General features: G+C 66.2%; 12 protein-coding genes. 6 read left to right on the forward strand and 6 right to left on the reverse strand.

All coding sequences use genetic code 11. The annotated features are described in order from the left end of the window. Nucleotides 1–4: 4 nt before the first annotated feature. Nucleotides 5–1861, reverse strand: coding sequence for an ABC-F family ATP-binding cassette domain-containing protein (locus R5H32_RS04925; RefSeq protein ID WP_318337861.1), 1857 nt, complete (start codon nt 1859–1861; stop codon nt 5–7). A 194-nt stretch (nt 1862–2055) separates the two neighbouring features. Between R5H32_RS04925 and ndk the strand changes: the two genes are divergently transcribed. Next, nucleotides 2056–2478, forward strand: a complete 423-nt coding sequence (gene ndk, locus R5H32_RS04930; RefSeq protein ID WP_263332117.1) for a nucleoside-diphosphate kinase — start codon at nt 2056–2058, stop codon at nt 2476–2478. Between the two features lie 47 nt (nt 2479–2525). Here the strand turns inward: ndk and R5H32_RS04935 are convergent, their stop codons facing one another. The 3 genes from R5H32_RS04935 to R5H32_RS04945 form a co-directional block, all read right to left on the reverse strand. Beyond that, nucleotides 2526–2870: a TfoX/Sxy family DNA transformation protein gene (locus R5H32_RS04935; protein ID WP_318337567.1), complete on the reverse strand. Its 345-nt coding sequence runs from the start codon at nt 2868–2870 to the stop codon at nt 2526–2528. Nucleotides 2871–2928: 58 nt separating this feature from the next. Beyond that, nucleotides 2929–3111, reverse strand: a complete 183-nt coding sequence (locus R5H32_RS04940) for a hypothetical protein (protein ID WP_318337568.1) — start codon at nt 3109–3111, stop codon at nt 2929–2931. 331 nt (nt 3112–3442) lie between these two features. After that, nucleotides 3443–4003 carry a DUF4202 domain-containing protein gene (locus R5H32_RS04945; RefSeq protein WP_318337569.1) on the reverse strand — a complete coding sequence of 187 codons (561 nt, stop codon included), beginning with the start codon at nt 4001–4003 and terminating at the stop codon, nt 3443–3445. Between the two features lie 169 nt (nt 4004–4172). Here R5H32_RS04945 and R5H32_RS04950 point away from each other — a divergent pair, with 169 nt between their 5' ends. Further along, the gene (locus R5H32_RS04950; RefSeq protein WP_318337570.1) at nt 4173–6371 is read left to right on the forward strand and encodes a transporter; all 2199 of its coding nucleotides are present in this window, start codon (nt 4173–4175) and stop codon (nt 6369–6371) included. A 31-nt stretch (nt 6372–6402) separates the two neighbouring features. On the opposite strand, the gene R5H32_RS04955 is transcribed toward R5H32_RS04950, so the two are convergent. Beyond that, entirely contained in the window at nt 6403–7476 is a 1074-nt protein-coding gene (locus tag R5H32_RS04955) for a hybrid-cluster NAD(P)-dependent oxidoreductase (protein ID WP_318337571.1), read from the reverse strand. 5 nt (nt 7477–7481) lie between these two features. Further along, nucleotides 7482–8717, reverse strand: coding sequence for an aromatic ring-hydroxylating dioxygenase subunit alpha (locus R5H32_RS04960; RefSeq protein ID WP_318337572.1), 1236 nt, complete (start codon nt 8715–8717; stop codon nt 7482–7484). A 279-nt stretch (nt 8718–8996) separates the two neighbouring features. On the opposite strand from R5H32_RS04960, the gene R5H32_RS04965 reads away from it, so the two are divergent. The 4 genes from R5H32_RS04965 to R5H32_RS04980 all read left to right on the forward strand — a co-directional run bounded on the left by R5H32_RS04965 (nt 8997) and on the right by R5H32_RS04980 (nt 15293). Then, nucleotides 8997–9989, forward strand: coding sequence for a carbon-nitrogen hydrolase family protein (locus R5H32_RS04965; RefSeq protein ID WP_318337573.1), 993 nt, complete (start codon nt 8997–8999; stop codon nt 9987–9989). A gap of 69 nt (nt 9990–10058) precedes the next feature. Further along, nucleotides 10059–12797 (forward strand): aminotransferase class I/II-fold pyridoxal phosphate-dependent enzyme, encoded by a 2739-nt coding sequence (locus tag R5H32_RS04970; RefSeq protein ID WP_318337574.1) that lies wholly within the window; start codon nt 10059–10061, stop codon nt 12795–12797. A 15-nt stretch (nt 12798–12812) separates the two neighbouring features. Next, nucleotides 12813–14273 carry a biotin carboxylase gene (locus R5H32_RS04975; protein ID WP_318337575.1) on the forward strand — a complete coding sequence of 487 codons (1461 nt, stop codon included), beginning with the start codon at nt 12813–12815 and terminating at the stop codon, nt 14271–14273. 30 nt (nt 14274–14303) lie between these two features. Then, the gene (locus tag R5H32_RS04980) at nt 14304–15293 is read left to right on the forward strand and encodes a C45 family peptidase (RefSeq protein WP_318337576.1); all 990 of its coding nucleotides are present in this window, start codon (nt 14304–14306) and stop codon (nt 15291–15293) included. Nucleotides 15294–15428: the final 135 nt, after the last annotated feature.

Consider the following 15428-nt stretch of genomic DNA (forward strand, 5'->3'; position numbering starts at 1 on the left):
GGGCTCAGACCGTTTCGGCCGCGTCGAGCCGTTCGGCCGCCGCCATCCAAAGCGCCTCGGCGCGGGCGGTCGCCTCCTCGATCTCGGCGAACTTGCGGTTCCAGCCTTCAAGCTCCTGGATGCGGGCATCCTCGTAGAGCGCCGGATCGGCCAGCTTCACGGCCAGACGCTCGCGCATCTCGGCGAGCTTTTCGAGCCGCTCCTCGCATTTTCGGACCTCGGCCTTCAGCGCCAGGACCGCGTCGCGCGACGCAGCGCGCGCCGGCTTCGCTTTCGCCTTATCGGCGGGCTTCTGGGCATCGTCGCCGGCCAGAAGCTCGCGCCGGTAGCTGTCGAGATCGCCGTCATAGGGCGCCACCGCGCCGCCCTTTACGAGCCAGAGCCGGTCGGCGACGAGGCCGAGAAGGTGCATGTCGTGGGAGACGAGGATCACCGCGCCGGAATATTCGGTCAGCGCCTCGACCAGCGCCTCGCGGCTCTCGATGTCGAGGTGGTTGGTCGGCTCGTCGAGGATCAGGAGATGCGGCGCGTCGAGCGTGGCCAAGAGGAGCGAGAGCCGCGCCTTCTGGCCGCCCGAGAGGCGGCCGACCACGGTCTCGGCCTGGTCGGCGCCCAAGCCGAAACCGGCGAGCCGGGCGCGCAGGCGCGGCTGGCCCTCCTCGGGGCGGAGCCTCTGGATGTGCTGCAGGGGCGTCTCGTCGAGATGCAGCTCGTCGACCTGGTGCTGGGCGAAATAGCCGATCCGGAGCTTCGAGGAGCGCACGACCTTGCCGTCGCACGGTTGAAGTTTGCCTGCCAGCAGCTTGGAAAGCGTGGACTTTCCCTCGCCGTTGCGACCCAGAAGTGCGATCCGGTCGTCCTGGTCGATGCGCAGGGACAGGCGGCGCAGCACCGGCGGGCCGTCATAGCCGACGGAGGTGCCCTCCATGGTGATGATCGGCGGCGAGAGCTGTTCGGGCTCGGGGAAGGTGAAGACCACCTTCTTTGCCTCCTCGGGGGCGAGGATCGGCGTCATCTTCTCGAGCATCTTGACCCGGCTCTGGGCCTGCACCGCCTTCGAGGCCTTGGCCTTGAAGCGGTCGACGAAGCTTTGCAGATGCGCGCGGCGCGCGTCCTGCTTCTTGGCCTCGGCGGCCTGCACGGCCCGCAGGGCGGCACGCTGGCGGGCGAACTGGTCGTAGGGGCCCGACCAGAACGTGAGCTTGCGGTTTTCCAGGTGCAGGATCGCGCCGACGGCACGGTTCAGGAGCCCGCGGTCGTGGCTGATGATGATGACGGTATGGGGGTACTTCGCGAGGTAGCTTTCCAGCCAGAGCGCGCCCTCGAGGTCGAGGTAGTTGGTCGGTTCGTCGAGGAGCAGAAGGTCGGGCTGGGCGAAGAGCACCCCCGCGAGCGCCACCCGCATCCGCCAGCCGCCGGAGAAGTCCGAGCAGGGCCGGCGCTGGTCGTCATTGTCGAAACCGAGCCCTTTCAGGATCGCGCTCGCCCGCGCCTCGGCCGACCAGGCGTCGATATCGGCGAGCCGGGCCTGGATCTCGGCGATGCGGTGCGGGTCGGTCGCGGTCTCGGCTTCGGCCATCAGGCCCGCGCGTTCGGTGTCGGCGCCGAGCACGGTGTCGAGGAGCGAGGTCGAGGACGAGGGCACCTCCTGCGCCACGCCGCCGATCTTCGCACGGGACGGCAGCGCGATCTCGCCGCCTTCAAGCGCGAGCTCGCCCCGGATCAGCCGGAAGAGCGTGGTCTTGCCGGTGCCGTTGGCACCCACGAGACCGACCTTGTGGCCGGCCGGAATCGTCGCCGAGGCGCCCTCGAACAGGGGGCGGCCTTCGACGGAATAGGTGATGTCGGCGATCCTGAGCATGGGCGCCGCCATAGCAGAGCCGTCCGGCCGCTGGAAGCGCCCTGCCTTCATCTTGCTGCAAATATCCCCGCCGGAGGCATCCGCATCCGACGGCCGCGCCACCTTTTCATTCGTGAAGACCCATGCTAGCAGGCGCGCGGATCATCCGACGCGCGGCAACACGCCCGGCGTCCCCCAATCAGAAGGCACATCCCATGGCGATCGAACGCACGCTGTCCATCATCAAACCCGACGCGACCAACCGCAACCTGACCGGCAAGATCAACGCCAAGTTCGAGGACGCGGGCCTCCGCATCGTCGCGCAGAAGCGCATCAAGCTCTCGATGGAGCAGGCCGGCAAGTTCTACGAAGTCCACAAGGAACGCCCCTTCTACGGCGAACTGTGCGAGTTCATGGCCTCGGCCCCGGTCGTGGTGCAGGTGCTCGAGGGCGAGAACGCGATCGCGAAGAACCGCGAAGTGATGGGCGCCACCAACCCCGCCAATGCCGACGCTGGCACGATCCGCAAGGAATTCGCGCTCTCGGTGGGCGAGAACTCGGTTCACGGCTCGGATGCGGCCGAAACCGCGGCGCAGGAAATCGCTTTCTTCTTCTCGGGTCTCGAACTCGTCGGCTGACGAAAATTCTTCAAGAATTTTCGGACGATTTTTTCTCAAAAATCGTCTCAGCGCGGGTGGAGAAGCCCGATCTCATCGAGGACCGCTTCCAGCCGGGAGCGGTCCTTTTCCTTGGAGGGCGTCGACTCGGCCTCGGCCTTGAGCGCGTCGAACGCCGCGCGGAGCGCCTGTTTCTCGGCGCCCTGGCAGTTGTTCCAGGGCCTTCCCTGAAGGCCCATGACCAGAACGTAATATCCGATGAAATGGGGGCGCGTTCCCGATTGCAGCAGCCTCAGGTAGGCGGCGTCGGCGCCCATCGCCTCGATCTCCTCTGCCGAGCCGATGCCGGCGCGGGCGAAGGCCGCCTCGGAGGCGGGGCCGAGATTGGGGATGGCGGAGACGGGACGGGGCATCGGGGCTCCTCGGTCGGGGCCCCGAGACTAGCGGTGCGGGCAAGCGGCCCGCAAGGGCTCAGATCGAGGCCCAGTCGGTGAAGATCGTGGCGCCCATCTGGCCGGAGGTACGCTCACCTTCCGACTGTTGCTGTTGCCGCGAGACCGGCTGTTCGGCGCTCTGCTGGCGGGCCTGGGGTTTGCCGATGGATGCCTGCTCCGGCCGCTCCTGGCCCGCGTCCATCTGCCTGGGATATTCCATATCTTCGTTCCTTGCAGCGCGGCCCGGGGGCCGCATTCGGTAGCCTGTCCTCATGCCATGCCAACACGTCGCGGTGGCTTTGGCGCGGCGCAGATATGGTCGCTATCTGGCACCGTCAAGTTGATTCTGCGCCTCTTCGGCCGCCACGCCTAGCCGCAGCGCGGAAAGCCGCCGAACTACGGGTCATTTCGGCAACAGTCGCTGTGACCGAAGTGTGACGATTTCCGATACGGAAACGGCTTCGGGCGCGCTGCGGGTGCCGCCCTCAACTCTCGATTGCGGGTGAGCCGCGCGGCGCAAGCCCTTCGGATTCCTCGGCAAAGCCGGGCGGTCAGGCCCGGAAGGCGGCGGCGAAAGGCTCGGGCAGGTCGAACTCGGCCAGCGCGCGGGCGCGGGCCTCGGCGGACATCTTGCGGGCGGTCTTGGCGACGATGCGTTCGAGCTCGTCCGCGTCGCGGCCCCCGGCGAAGGGGGCGAAATACCAGCGCAGGAAGGTGAAGCAGATCACGTCCTCGAGTGCCTGCACCTCGGCGTCACGCTTGATTCCCTCCTTGCGCAGCATGGTGCCCACCCGCGCGATCGCGGCGGCGTCATAACCCGCTTCGGCCATGATCTCGCCGACGCGGGTCGCATGGAAGGCAGCGAGGTCGCGGCGCCAGGTCAGGTAGCCCTCGCGGCCCTCGGGATAGCTTGCCCGCGGCGAGGTCCAGCGCTCGATATGCTGGCCGCGCGCTGCGATCCTGAGCTCGTCGGAGGCGTCGGGGAAGAGCCGGTCGAGTTCCGCCGTCATGCGCTCGCCGTAGAGCCGGGCGGCGGGCGCGCCCTCCGACCGGTCGGGGTCGGCGTCATTGGCTGCGTCGATGGCGGCGAGAGTGCGGGCGAGGCGGGTCATGGGCATCCTTTGCGTCGGTCGGTCGGGCGGGCGCACGGTGCATCGGGGGCGATGCGGCGTCAAGGCGAGCGATCGGGCGGCGAATGGCCTAGCGATACCCCGGTTTTGCCCCATTCCGGACCCATTCCGCCGGTTTACTGGTAATTGATCACGAATCCCGGGGCAATGCATGTACGCGACCGATACCGACAGCGCCGCTAGGCCGAGCGTTCTCACGCCCGTCGTCTTCACCGGCACCATCTTCCTCAGCGCTTCGCTCTTGTTCTTCGTCCAGCCGCTCTTTGCCAAGATCGTGCTGCCGCAGATCGGCGGCGCGCCGGCGGTCTGGACGACGGCGATGCTGTTCTTCCAGACGGTGCTGATCGGCGGCTATCTCTATGCGCATCTGGTGGCGCGGCACCTGCCGGTCCGGGCGCAGCTGGTGCTGCATCTGCTTTTATGGGCGGGCGCGCTGGTATTCCTGCCGCTCGCGATCCCCGAGGGCTGGCAATACGATGCCGGGCGGCCGGCGGTCTGGCAGACGCTGATGCTCTTCGGCCTTGGCGTGGGGGTGCCCTTCGCGGTTCTATCGGCCAACGCGCCGCTTCTGCAATCGTGGTATGCACGCAGCGACGGGCCGTCGGCCGAGGACCCGTATTTCCTCTATGGCGCGAGCAATCTCGGCTCGCTCGTGGCGCTTCTGGCCTTTCCGCTGGTGGCCGAGCCGCTGTTCGGCGCGACCGAGATCGGGCGGGGATGGGCGGCGGGCTTCGGTCTTCTGGGCGCGTTCCTGCTGGCCTCTGGGCTTCTGGCTGCGCGAGGGCGCGACTTCGTCACACATGCCGAGGCGTCGGTGCGCGAGGCGCGGCCCTCGGCGGCGACGATCGGGCGCTGGGTGCTTCTTGCCTTCGTGCCTTCGTCGATGATGCTGGCGGTGACGACCAAGATCTCGACCGATGTCGGGGCGATCCCGCTCGTCTGGGTGATCCCGCTCGCGCTCTACCTGCTCAGCTTCGTGGTGACCTTCACGCGCCGGTCCTTCCTGAGCCCGGTCATGTTGCGCGTCGCCTATCTCGGCGCGCTCGGCTGGCTCGGCGCGCTCTTCACCGGGCTGGCGGGGGCGCATCTCGACTTCTGGCGCATGGGCCTTCTGATCCTCAGCTTCTTCGTCGTGGCGCTTTTCGCGCATCAGAAACTGTACGCGGCGCGGCCTTCGGGAGCGCATCTGACGCTGTTCTATCTGGTCATGTCGGTGGGCGGAGCCCTTGGCGGGCTTTTCAACTCGGTCCTGGCGCCGGTCGTCTTCAAGAGTCTCGCCGAGGGCGGCGTGACGACGCTTCTGGCGACGACGCTGGTGCTCAGCGCCGAGATGCGGCTGACGCGGCCGCTGATCCGCAGGGGGCTGATCGCCGGGGTGCTGGCGGCGCTGCCGGTCGTGATCGCGGCGCGGGTCGTGCTGATCGACGACTGGCTGGTGCTGAAGCTGATCATGTTCGCGATGGCCGCCTTCGCCGCGATCGCCTTGCGCAGGACACTCCCGGCGGCGGCGCTGGCGGCGGGGCTTGTCATGGTGTCGGGAACTTATGTCCTTCCCGATGGCTACGGCTTTCGCGACCGGAGCTTCTTCGGCACCCATCGGGTGACCGACCAGGCCGGGATGCGGATGTACACCAACGGCACCACGCTCCACGGCGCCGAGCGGCTGACCGATTACGGAGCGGCCCGGCCGGAGCCGCAGTACTACTACCACCCGAACGGCCCGATGGCGCAGGTCCTGACCTCGGAGGCGGGGCTCGAGGCCGGGCGCGTCGGCATCGTCGGTCTCGGGGTGGGTGCGCTCGCCTGCTACCGGCAGGCGGGGCAGGACTGGCATTTCTACGAGATCGACCGCGTCGTCGACGATATCGCGCGCAATCCCGCGTTGTTCACCTTCATGTCGAGCTGCGCGGCTGACGCGCCCACCCATCTTGGCGATGCGCGCATGGTGCTCGCGGGGCAGGAGGGGCTGGTCTACGACATCCTGATCATCGACGCCTACGGGTCGGACGCGGTGCCGATGCATCTGACGACGCATGAGGCGATGCAGCTCTACCTCGACCGGCTCGCTCCGGACGGGCTTCTGGTCTACCACATCTCGAACCGCTACTACGCGATCGAGCGCCCCCTGTCGCGGAGCGCCGAGGCGCTGGGACTCGAGGCGCGGATCCAGGACTATGAGGGCAATGAGGAGGTCGATCCTGGCGACAGCGGCTCCCGCGTCGTGCTTCTGTCGCGGAGCGAACGCGCGCTCGGCCCGCTCGCGCGGGACGAAAGATGGCAGCCTTTGGCTTCCGATGGCGGGCGCGTCTGGACCGACGATTTCGCCAACCTGCTGACGATCTTGAAATAGGCCCGGCCGGGACGGCCGGGCCCGCGGAGGATCAGATATCCACCTCGACCCGGCCGATGGCGCGCGAGCAGCAGGCGAGGACGTAGCCGGCCTCGATGTCCTCTTCGCTGATTCCGCCGTTGTGGACCATGTGGACCTGGCCCGAGCGGGTCTTGACCTTGCAGGTGCCGCAGACGCCGAAATTGCAGCCCGAGGGAATGTTGAGCCCCGAGGACTTGGCGACCGCGAGGATCGTGTCGGTCTCGGCGCAGGTCGCGGTGATCTCGGAGCCGGTGAAGACGATCTCGGCCTTCGCGGTCTCCTGCGGCACCACGTCTTCGGGGATCTCGATGTCCTCGACCCGGAGCACCGGGGCCTGGAACGTCTCCTGGTGGTAGCGCGACATGTCGTAGCCGAGCGAATGCAGCATGTCGCGCACCGACTGCATGAAGCCTTCGGGCCCGCAGCAATAGACGTCGCGGTCGAGGTAGTCGGGCGTCATGAGGCCCAGCATCAGCTGGTTGAAGTGGCCGCGATAGCCGGTCCAGACCTCGTAGGGGTCCTCCTCGGCCGCGACGAAGTGGAGCCGCAGGCCCCGCACCCGGCCCGCCATGTATTCCAGCCGCTTGCGGAAGATCAGATCGGAGGGCCGGTTGGCGCATTGCACGAAGCTGATGTCGGGCTCCTCGCCGCGTTCCCACAGGAAGGTGGCCATCGACATCATCGGGGTGACGCCGGAGCCCGCCGAGATGAAGACGTACTTGCCGTTCGGCTGGCGCGGCAGGTGGAAGACGCCGCCCGGTCCCTTGACGTTGAGCCGCATCCCCGGAACGAGGTTCTCGACGAGCCAGCGCGAGCCCTCGCTGTCGGGCTGCGCCTTCACGGTGATCGAGAGATAGACGTTCGAGGTCGGGCTCGAGGAGATCGTATAGGTCCGGTAGATCGGCCCGCCCTTGACCGGCAGCTCAAGCGTGATGAACTGCCCGGCGCGGAACAGGAAGGTGGCGCCCGAGGGCGGACGGAAGACGAAGGTCTTCACGTTCGGCGCCTCGGGGACGACCATCACGCATTCCAGGGGTTCGCTGTCGGACCAGAGCGGCGTGTCCTCGCGTGGCATCGGGATCATGGCGATTACTCCGCCGCCATGATCTTGCGGCCGACGAGCCGGTTCTGCAGCGTCGCGACGTACCAGTCGATGAACTGGATCACGCCGCTTTCCTGAAGCTCGGAATAGGGGCCGGGCTCATAGGCGGGCGAATTGATGCCGAGCTGGTTCTGCTCGACCACGATGCGGTCCTCGTCGTTGGTCGCTTCCCAGACCTCGGTCAGGCGCTGGATGTCGTAGTCCTCGCCCTCGACCGCGTCCTTGTGGACGAGCCAGGTCGTGGTCACCTGCGTCTCGGTCGGGCTGACCGGCAGGACGCGGAAGTTCAGGACGTGGTCCGAGAGGAAGTGGTTCCAGGTGTTGGGGTAGTGGAAGAAGAGGAGCGAGCCCGCGTTGGCGAAGGGCATCTCGGGCAGCATCTTCTTCACCGCCGCCTTGCCGTCCATCGTGTAGCTCACCGCGTCGCCGACGAAGGGGATGCGGACGAGGCGCCACTGTTCGTTGGGGTCGATGATGTATTTCGAGGGCAGGCCGGCCGCCTCGCAGCGCGCGACATGGGCCGCGCCGGCGGGCGAGGAGACGGAGTCATCGGCGCCGACGAGGTTCGGGTCGTCGTTGAAGGTGCGGCAGAGCGCCGGGTGCGAGCCCGAGCAGTGGTAGCATTCGCGGTTGTTCTCGAGCACGAGCTTCCAGTTGCCGTTCTCGACAATCGTCGACTGGAACGCGACCTTGAGGTCGGACAGCGTGTGCTTGGCGGTGTATCGGTCGGCCTCGGCCTTCACGGGCGCGAAGTCGGGCGCGGTCTCGGCGAGGCAGATGAAGATCATGCCGGCGGCCATGTCGCAATGGACCGGCTTCAGCCCGTGCTTGGAGGCGTCGAAGTCCTTGCCCATGTCGCGCGCCCAGAGGAGGCGGCCGTCAAGCTCGTAGGTCCACTGGTGGTAGGGGCAGACGAGTTTCGGGTTCGAGCCCTTGGCGGTCTGGCAGATCCGGCTGCCGCGGTGGCGGCAGGAATTGTGGAAGGCGCGGACGACGTTGTCGTTGCCGCGCACGACGATCACCGAATAGTCGCCGATCTGGACGGTAACGTAGTTGCCGGGCTTGGCGATCTCGGGCGCGGAGGCGACATAGACCCAGTCGCGGGTCCAGATCAGCCGCATGTCGGCGTCGTAGACCTCGGGGGCGGTGTAGAAGTCACGGCCAAGCGAGGTCTTCGGGCGGCGCGAGAGAAGCTGCGAGAGGATGTCGGAATCGCGAAGCATGGGCGGGGTCCTTGAGGCGGCCGGCGGCCGTGGGTGAATGCCGGGCGCTTATGAGCCGAAAACGACAGGGGTGGAGCGTCGAAAGCGACATTTTGCCACCTATAATTGACGCTGTGGAAACGGGCGCCGCCGCGCCGCCCCGTACGGCCGGTGCGGCGGCCACGCCACACTTTTGCGCGATCTGGTTTCCGTGCCGTCGATTTGCCGCTAAGGAGGGCGATGAACGGACTAAGGCCTGTGCTGCCTCGCGGGGGCGGACGGCCGACGGAGATACGGAATATGACCCCTTTCGCCATTGCCGGCGTGCAGATGCATGTCAGCGCGCTCAACTCCAACGTCGAAGGCATGATCCATCGCCTCGATATCCTGATGGCGCGTTTTCCCTGGACCCAGATGGTGCTCTTCTCGGAGCTGGCGCCTTACGGGCCGCTGCCGCGCTTCGCGCAGCCCTTCGAGAACGAGGCGCTCGACCAGTTCCGCGCCGCCGCCCGGCGCCACAAGGTCTGGCTGATCCCCGGCTCGATGTTCGAGAAGACCGAGGACGGGCGGATCTACAACACCTCCGCCGTCATCGACCCGACGGGCCATGTGGTCAGCCGCTACCGCAAGATGTTCCCGTTCCGGCCTTATGAATCGGAAGTCGAGGCCGGAACCGAGTTCTGCGTCTTCGACGTGCCCGAGGTCGGCCGCTTCGGGCTCTCGATCTGCTACGACATCTGGTTCCCGGAGACGACGCGCCAGCTCACCTCGGCCGGGGTCGAGGTGCTGTTGCACCCGGTCCTGACCGGCACCACCGACCGCGATGCGGAACTGGCGATCGCGCGGGCCACGGCGGCGCAGTTCCAGTGCTACGTCATCGACGTGAACGGCCTCAGCGCCGGCGGGGTGGGGCGCTCGCTCATCGTCGATCCGGCGGCGACGGTGCTGCACCAGTCCGGGGGGCAGGAGGACATGTTCCCGATCGAGGTCGATCTCTCCTATGTCCGGCGCCAGCGCGAGACCGGAATCAAGGGGCTCGGCCAGGTGCTGAAGAGCTTCCGCGACCGCTCGGCGGAGTTCTCGGTCTATGACCGGACCAGCGGCGCGGATGCGTATCTCAAGACCCTCGGGCCGCTGGAGATGCCGCGCCAGGGGTCGCGGCTGGGGCTGGAATTACCGGTTGTGAGCGCTCACGCAATGTCGCATGCTGTTCACAATCTGGCCTTCCATTCGGCGAGATCGGATGAGGAGGACCTTCCGCCACCACTGGCGGACAAATCAGCGAGCGGCTGATCGCTCGGGTCTGCCGGGCATCCGCTGACCCGTAAATCCTCGGCCGCCGTATAAAACGGGGACGAGGCCATGCAATCGGTCAACGACTACTATTCGGCGATCCAGCTCCGCTCGGACCGGTGGAGCGCATTGCGCGCGGCGACTGCCGCGCTGGCGCGTGACCCCTCGGGCCGCAAGGCGGACGCCCAGCGCAAGGAGGTCGAACGGCTCTTCGACGCGCTGGCGCTGGTCGAGACCTACTGGGCCTTTCCGGGCGTGCAGGCTTTCGACCACCTGCGCCGGCAGTTCGAGCACGGCAATCTTGACGATCTCGCCTTCGGCACCCATCGCGCGGCGCGGGCGCTGACCACCGGCGCCTATCGCCGCCGCCACATCCCCTTGGACCGCGACAGCGCCGATGCAGAGGATCACGAGGACGAGGCCATGCTCTCGCCCGAGGCGCGGGCGCTGGCGCGGCCCTATTTCGAAGTGATGATCGTCGACGATCTGAACGAGCATCAGGAACGCTGGCTGAGGAACAACGTTCAGCGGATGCGGCGGCCTGAGGATCCGTTCATCTACGAGACCGTCGTGGTCCCAAGCCTCGAGGACGCGCTGATCGGCATCCTCTTCAACCACAACGTCCAGGCGGTGGTGGTGCGGCCCGGCCTCTCGCTGAAGTCGAAGACCGAGCTGCCGATCCTGAAACGCTATCTCAACCGCGCCGGCGGGGCGGAGGGGATCGAGGCGCTGAAGGCCGAGGATTACGGGCCGGAGCTTTGCCGGCTGATCGCCAAGGTGCGGCCCGAGCTTGACGCCTATCTCGTCACCGAACGTTCGGTCGAGGAGATCGCCGGGCTCGATCTCGGCATCTGCCGGCGGGTGTTCTACAATCAGGAGGACTTCCTCGAACTGCATCTCAACATCCTCCGGGGCGTGCAGTCGCGCTACAAGACGCCGTTCTTCACCGCGCTCGTGGAGTATTCCAAGCAGCCGACGGGCGTCTTCCACGCCATGCCGATCTCTCGCGGCAAGTCGATCTCGCGATCGCACTGGATCCAGGACATGGGGGCGTTCTACGGGCCGAACATATTCCTCGCCGAGACCTCGGCGACGAGCGGCGGGCTCGACAGCCTCCTGGAACCGCACGGGCCGATCAAGAAGGCGCAGGAACTCGCCGCGCGGGCCTTCGGTGCGAAACAGACCTTCTTTGCCACGAACGGCACCTCGACCTGCAACAAGATCGTGGTGCAGGCGCTGATGCGGCCGGGCGATATCGTGCTGATCGACCGCGACTGCCACAAGTCGCACCATTACGGCATGGTGCTCGCGGGCGCGCAGGTCGTCTATCTCGACAGCTATCCCCTGAACGAATACTCGATGTACGGCGCGGTGCCGCTGAAGGAGATCAAGCACCAGCTTTTGAAGCTGAAGGCGGCGGGCAAGCTCGACCGGGTCCGGATGCTTCTCCTGACCAACTGCACCTTCGACGGCGTGGTCTACAACGTCGAGCGGGTGATGGAGGAATGCCTCGCCATCAAACCCGACCTGATCTTCCTCTGGGACGAGGCCTGGTTCGCCTTCGCCCGCTTCGGCCCGACCTACCGCCAGCGCACCGCGATGAACGCCGCCAACCATCTGCGCGAGCGGCTGCGGAGCCCCGAACAGGCCAAGGCCTGGGAAAAGCAGCAGGAAAAGCTGAAGGACGCCGACGAGGCGACGCTTCTGAAGACCCGGCTCGTGGCGCCGCCGGATGCGCGGGTGCGGGCCTATGCGACCCAGTCGACACACAAGACGCTGACCTCGCTCCGTCAGGGCTCGATGATCCATGTCAACGACCAGGACTTCAAGGGCGAGGTCGAGCAGAGCTTCCGCGAAGCCTACATGACCCATACCTCCACGAGCCCGAACTACCAGATCATCGCCTCGCTCGACGTCGGCCGGCGGCAGGTGGAACTGGAAGGGTTCGAATTCGTCCAGCGGCAGGTCGAGGCGGCGATGTCGATGCGCAAGGCGATCGCGACCCATCCCTTGCTGCAGAAGTATTTCAAGGTGCTGGCGGCGGGCGACATGATCCCGGCCGAGTACCGCGAGAGCGGGGTCGAGAGCTATTACGATCCCCATCAGGGCTGGACCGATATCTGGGAATGCTGGGAGAAGGACGAGTTCGTGCTCGACGCGACGCGGGTGACGCTCGCGGTGGGCGGGACCGGCTGGGACGGTGACACGTTCAAGACCAAGATCCTGATGGACAAGTACGGGATCCAGATCAACAAGACCTCGCGCAACACGGTCCTCTTCATGACCAATATTGGCACGACGCGGTCCTCGGTCGCCTATCTCATCGAGGTGCTGGTCGAGATCGCCAACGAGCTCGACGAGCGGCTCGACGATGCCTCGAAGATGGAGCGGCTGGCCTTCGAGCACCGGGTCAAGGCGCTGATGGTGGACCTGCCGCCCTTGCCGGACTTCTCGCGCTTCCACGACGCCTTCCGCAGCGATCAGAGCACCACCGAGGGCGACATCCGCACCGCCTTCTTCCTCAGCTACGACGAGAACAACTGCGACTATCTCGCGCTTGACGGCTCGATCCGGCAGGCGATGAAATCGGGGCGCGAGGTGGTCTCGGCCTCGTTCATCATCCCCTATCCGCCGGGCTTTCCGATCCTGGTGCCGGGGCAGGTGGTCAGCGAGGAGATCCTCGCCTTCATGCGCGCGCTCGACGTCAACGAGATCCACGGCTACTGGCCCGACCTCGGGCTTCGCGTTTTCACCGAGGAGGCGCTCGACAATCTGGTGAAGAACAAGCTGCCGAAAGCGGCGGAATAAACAGGGGAGAGACAGATGGCGACCAGAGAACTGCAGAACATTTCCGAGATCCGCCGGCATTTCCATCGCAACGAGGATCCGGTCTATTTTATCTCGGCGACCAATTTCAACCTGCTGGGCATCGACGAATGGTGCAAGAATTTCAAATACATATGCTATATCGACTGCTATGACGGCCGCCATCCGAACGTCTTCTGCCCCTCCGAGCAGCCACATGCCGAGTTCCAGTCGATCGAGGAGATCAACAACTACCTTCTGCAGCACAAGGAGGTGATCGACCTCATCAAGCGGCGCGGCGGCAAGCCGAAGTTCGTCTTCCTGATGTTCGACGAGGAGACCGAGCGGCTGTCGAAGGAGCTTGGCGCCGAGGTCTGGTTCCCGAAGGCGAAGCTGCGAACGAAATGCGACAACAAGATCGAGACGGTCAGGATCGGCAACAAGGCCGGGGTGCCGTCGGTCCCGAACACGCTTTCCGAGGTCAAAAGCTACGAGCATCTGAAGAAGATCTGCGACAAGGCCGGGCTCGGCCATGACCTCGTGCTGCAATCGGCCTTCGGCGATAGCGGCCACACCACCTTCTTCATCAAGTCCGAGGCCGATTTCCGCCGCCACGAGCACGAGATCGTCGGCGAGGGCGAGATCAAGATCATGAAGCGGATCGACTGCCGCGGCTCGGCGATCGAGGCCTGTGCGACGAAGGAGGGCACGATCGTCGGGCCCCTGATGACGGAACTCGTGGGCTTCAAGGAACTGACCCCCTATCGCGGCGGCTGGTGCGGCAACGAGATCTTCTCCACCGCCTTCCCGCCGAAGACCCGGCAGCGGGCGCGGGAGCTAACGTTCCAGTTCGGCGAGCAGCTTCGGAAGGAGGGCTATCGCGGCTATTTCGAGCTCGATTTCCTCATCGACAAGAAGACCGGCGAGATCTGGCTCGGCGAACTCAACCCGCGCATCACCGGCGCCTCGTCGATGACCAACCACGCGGCCTTCGCCCATGCCGACGCGCCCTTGTTCCTGTTCCACCTCCTGGAGTTCTCGAAGAAGAAGTTCCACCTCGACGTCGAGGCGCTGAATGCCCGCTGGGCCGATGCCGAGATGATCGACTCCTGGTCCCAGATGGTGATCAAGCATACCGACGACACGGTCGACATCGTCACCCATGCGCCGCAGACCGGGATCTACCGGATGCTGGAGGACGGCCGCGTCGTCTATGACCGCTTCGACTATCACCGCCGCGCGGTCGAGAGCGAGAACGAGGCCTTCTTCCTCCGGATCCTGCGTCCGGGCGACTATCGCTACGAGGGCGCCGACCTCGGCATCCTCGTCACGCGCGGCCGCTCGATGACCAACGGGTTCAAGCTCAACGAACGGGCGAAGAAGTGGATCCACGGCATCAAGCAGGGCTTCGCCGCCAAGCCGTTCGAAGCGGTGCAGGCGGGGCCGGCCTTCGCCGATCCGGCCTTCAAGATCATGTAGCGCCGGCCCGGACGGGCCGGCCCTCCCGGTATGGACTTTCTCTGGCGCGCCATCGACGAGACCGAGCCCGGCCCGAAATGGGCCGCGCTCTTTCACGAGTATTGGCCCGACTACCATCGCTGGTGGCTGCGGGAGGGCGAGGAGCCGCGCCCGCCCTACTGGGAGAGTAAACAGGCGCTAAAGGAGCACATGCCGGAGCTCTTGCCGCTCTACGAGCGGCTCTGCGAGCTGGCCGGCGGCGGAGACCATGCGGCGCGGTTCCTGTCGTTCTGGAGGCCGCCGCCCTACCTTTCGGGCTGTTCGCAGGCGATCTGGCCGGGGCGCGAGCCGGTCCTGGTCCGGAATTACGACTACAGCCCGCGCGCCTTCGACCGGCTCATGCTCCGGACCGGCTGGCTTGGCCGCACGGTGCTCGGCACAAGCGACGGGCTCTGGGGGCTCGTCGACGGCATGAACGATGCCGGGCTCGCGGTCTCGCTCACCTTCGGCGGGCGGCGGATCGTCGGCGAGGGTTTCGGCGTGCCGCTGATCCTGCGCTATGTGCTCCAGACCTGCGAGACCGCCGAGGAGGCGGGCAGGGTGCTCGCCCGCGTGCCGACGCATATGAGCTACAACGTCACCGTGCTCGACGCCAAGCGCCGCTTCCTCACCGCGCTGATGGCGCCCGACCGGCCGGCGCAGATCACCCATGCGGCGGTGGCCACCAACCATCAGAAGACCGTGGAATGGATGAGCCACGCCCGGATGACCGCGACCGTGCAGCGCGAGCGGTTCCTCCTGCAAAGGCTCACGCTCCATGTCGAGCCGCAGGAGAAGTTCATCTCGGCCTTCCTGCGCCCGCCGCTCTACTCGACCGCCTATTCGCTCGGCTTCGGCACGCTTTACACGGCGGTCTACCGGCCGCGGCTCGGCCAGATGGAACTGCGCTGGCCGCAGGCGTCCTGGGCCTTCGACATAAAGGAGTTCGTCGAGGATGCACGCGCGATCTACACGCCGGATCACGGCTACCGGGTGATCTGACGGGGCCGCGCGTTTTCGCGGGTTTGCGAGGCTTCGACGTTCCTGAATTGGCAGGTGGGCCATTTCAATTGTGGGGGCTTAGGCCATTTTCCATCGCCAATGAGATACGCAAAGTCGATCTCCGCCGCATAAAGG

Source organism: Defluviimonas sp. D31, from assembly GCF_033436765.1.
Classification (GTDB): Bacteria; Pseudomonadota; Alphaproteobacteria; order Rhodobacterales; family Rhodobacteraceae; genus Albidovulum.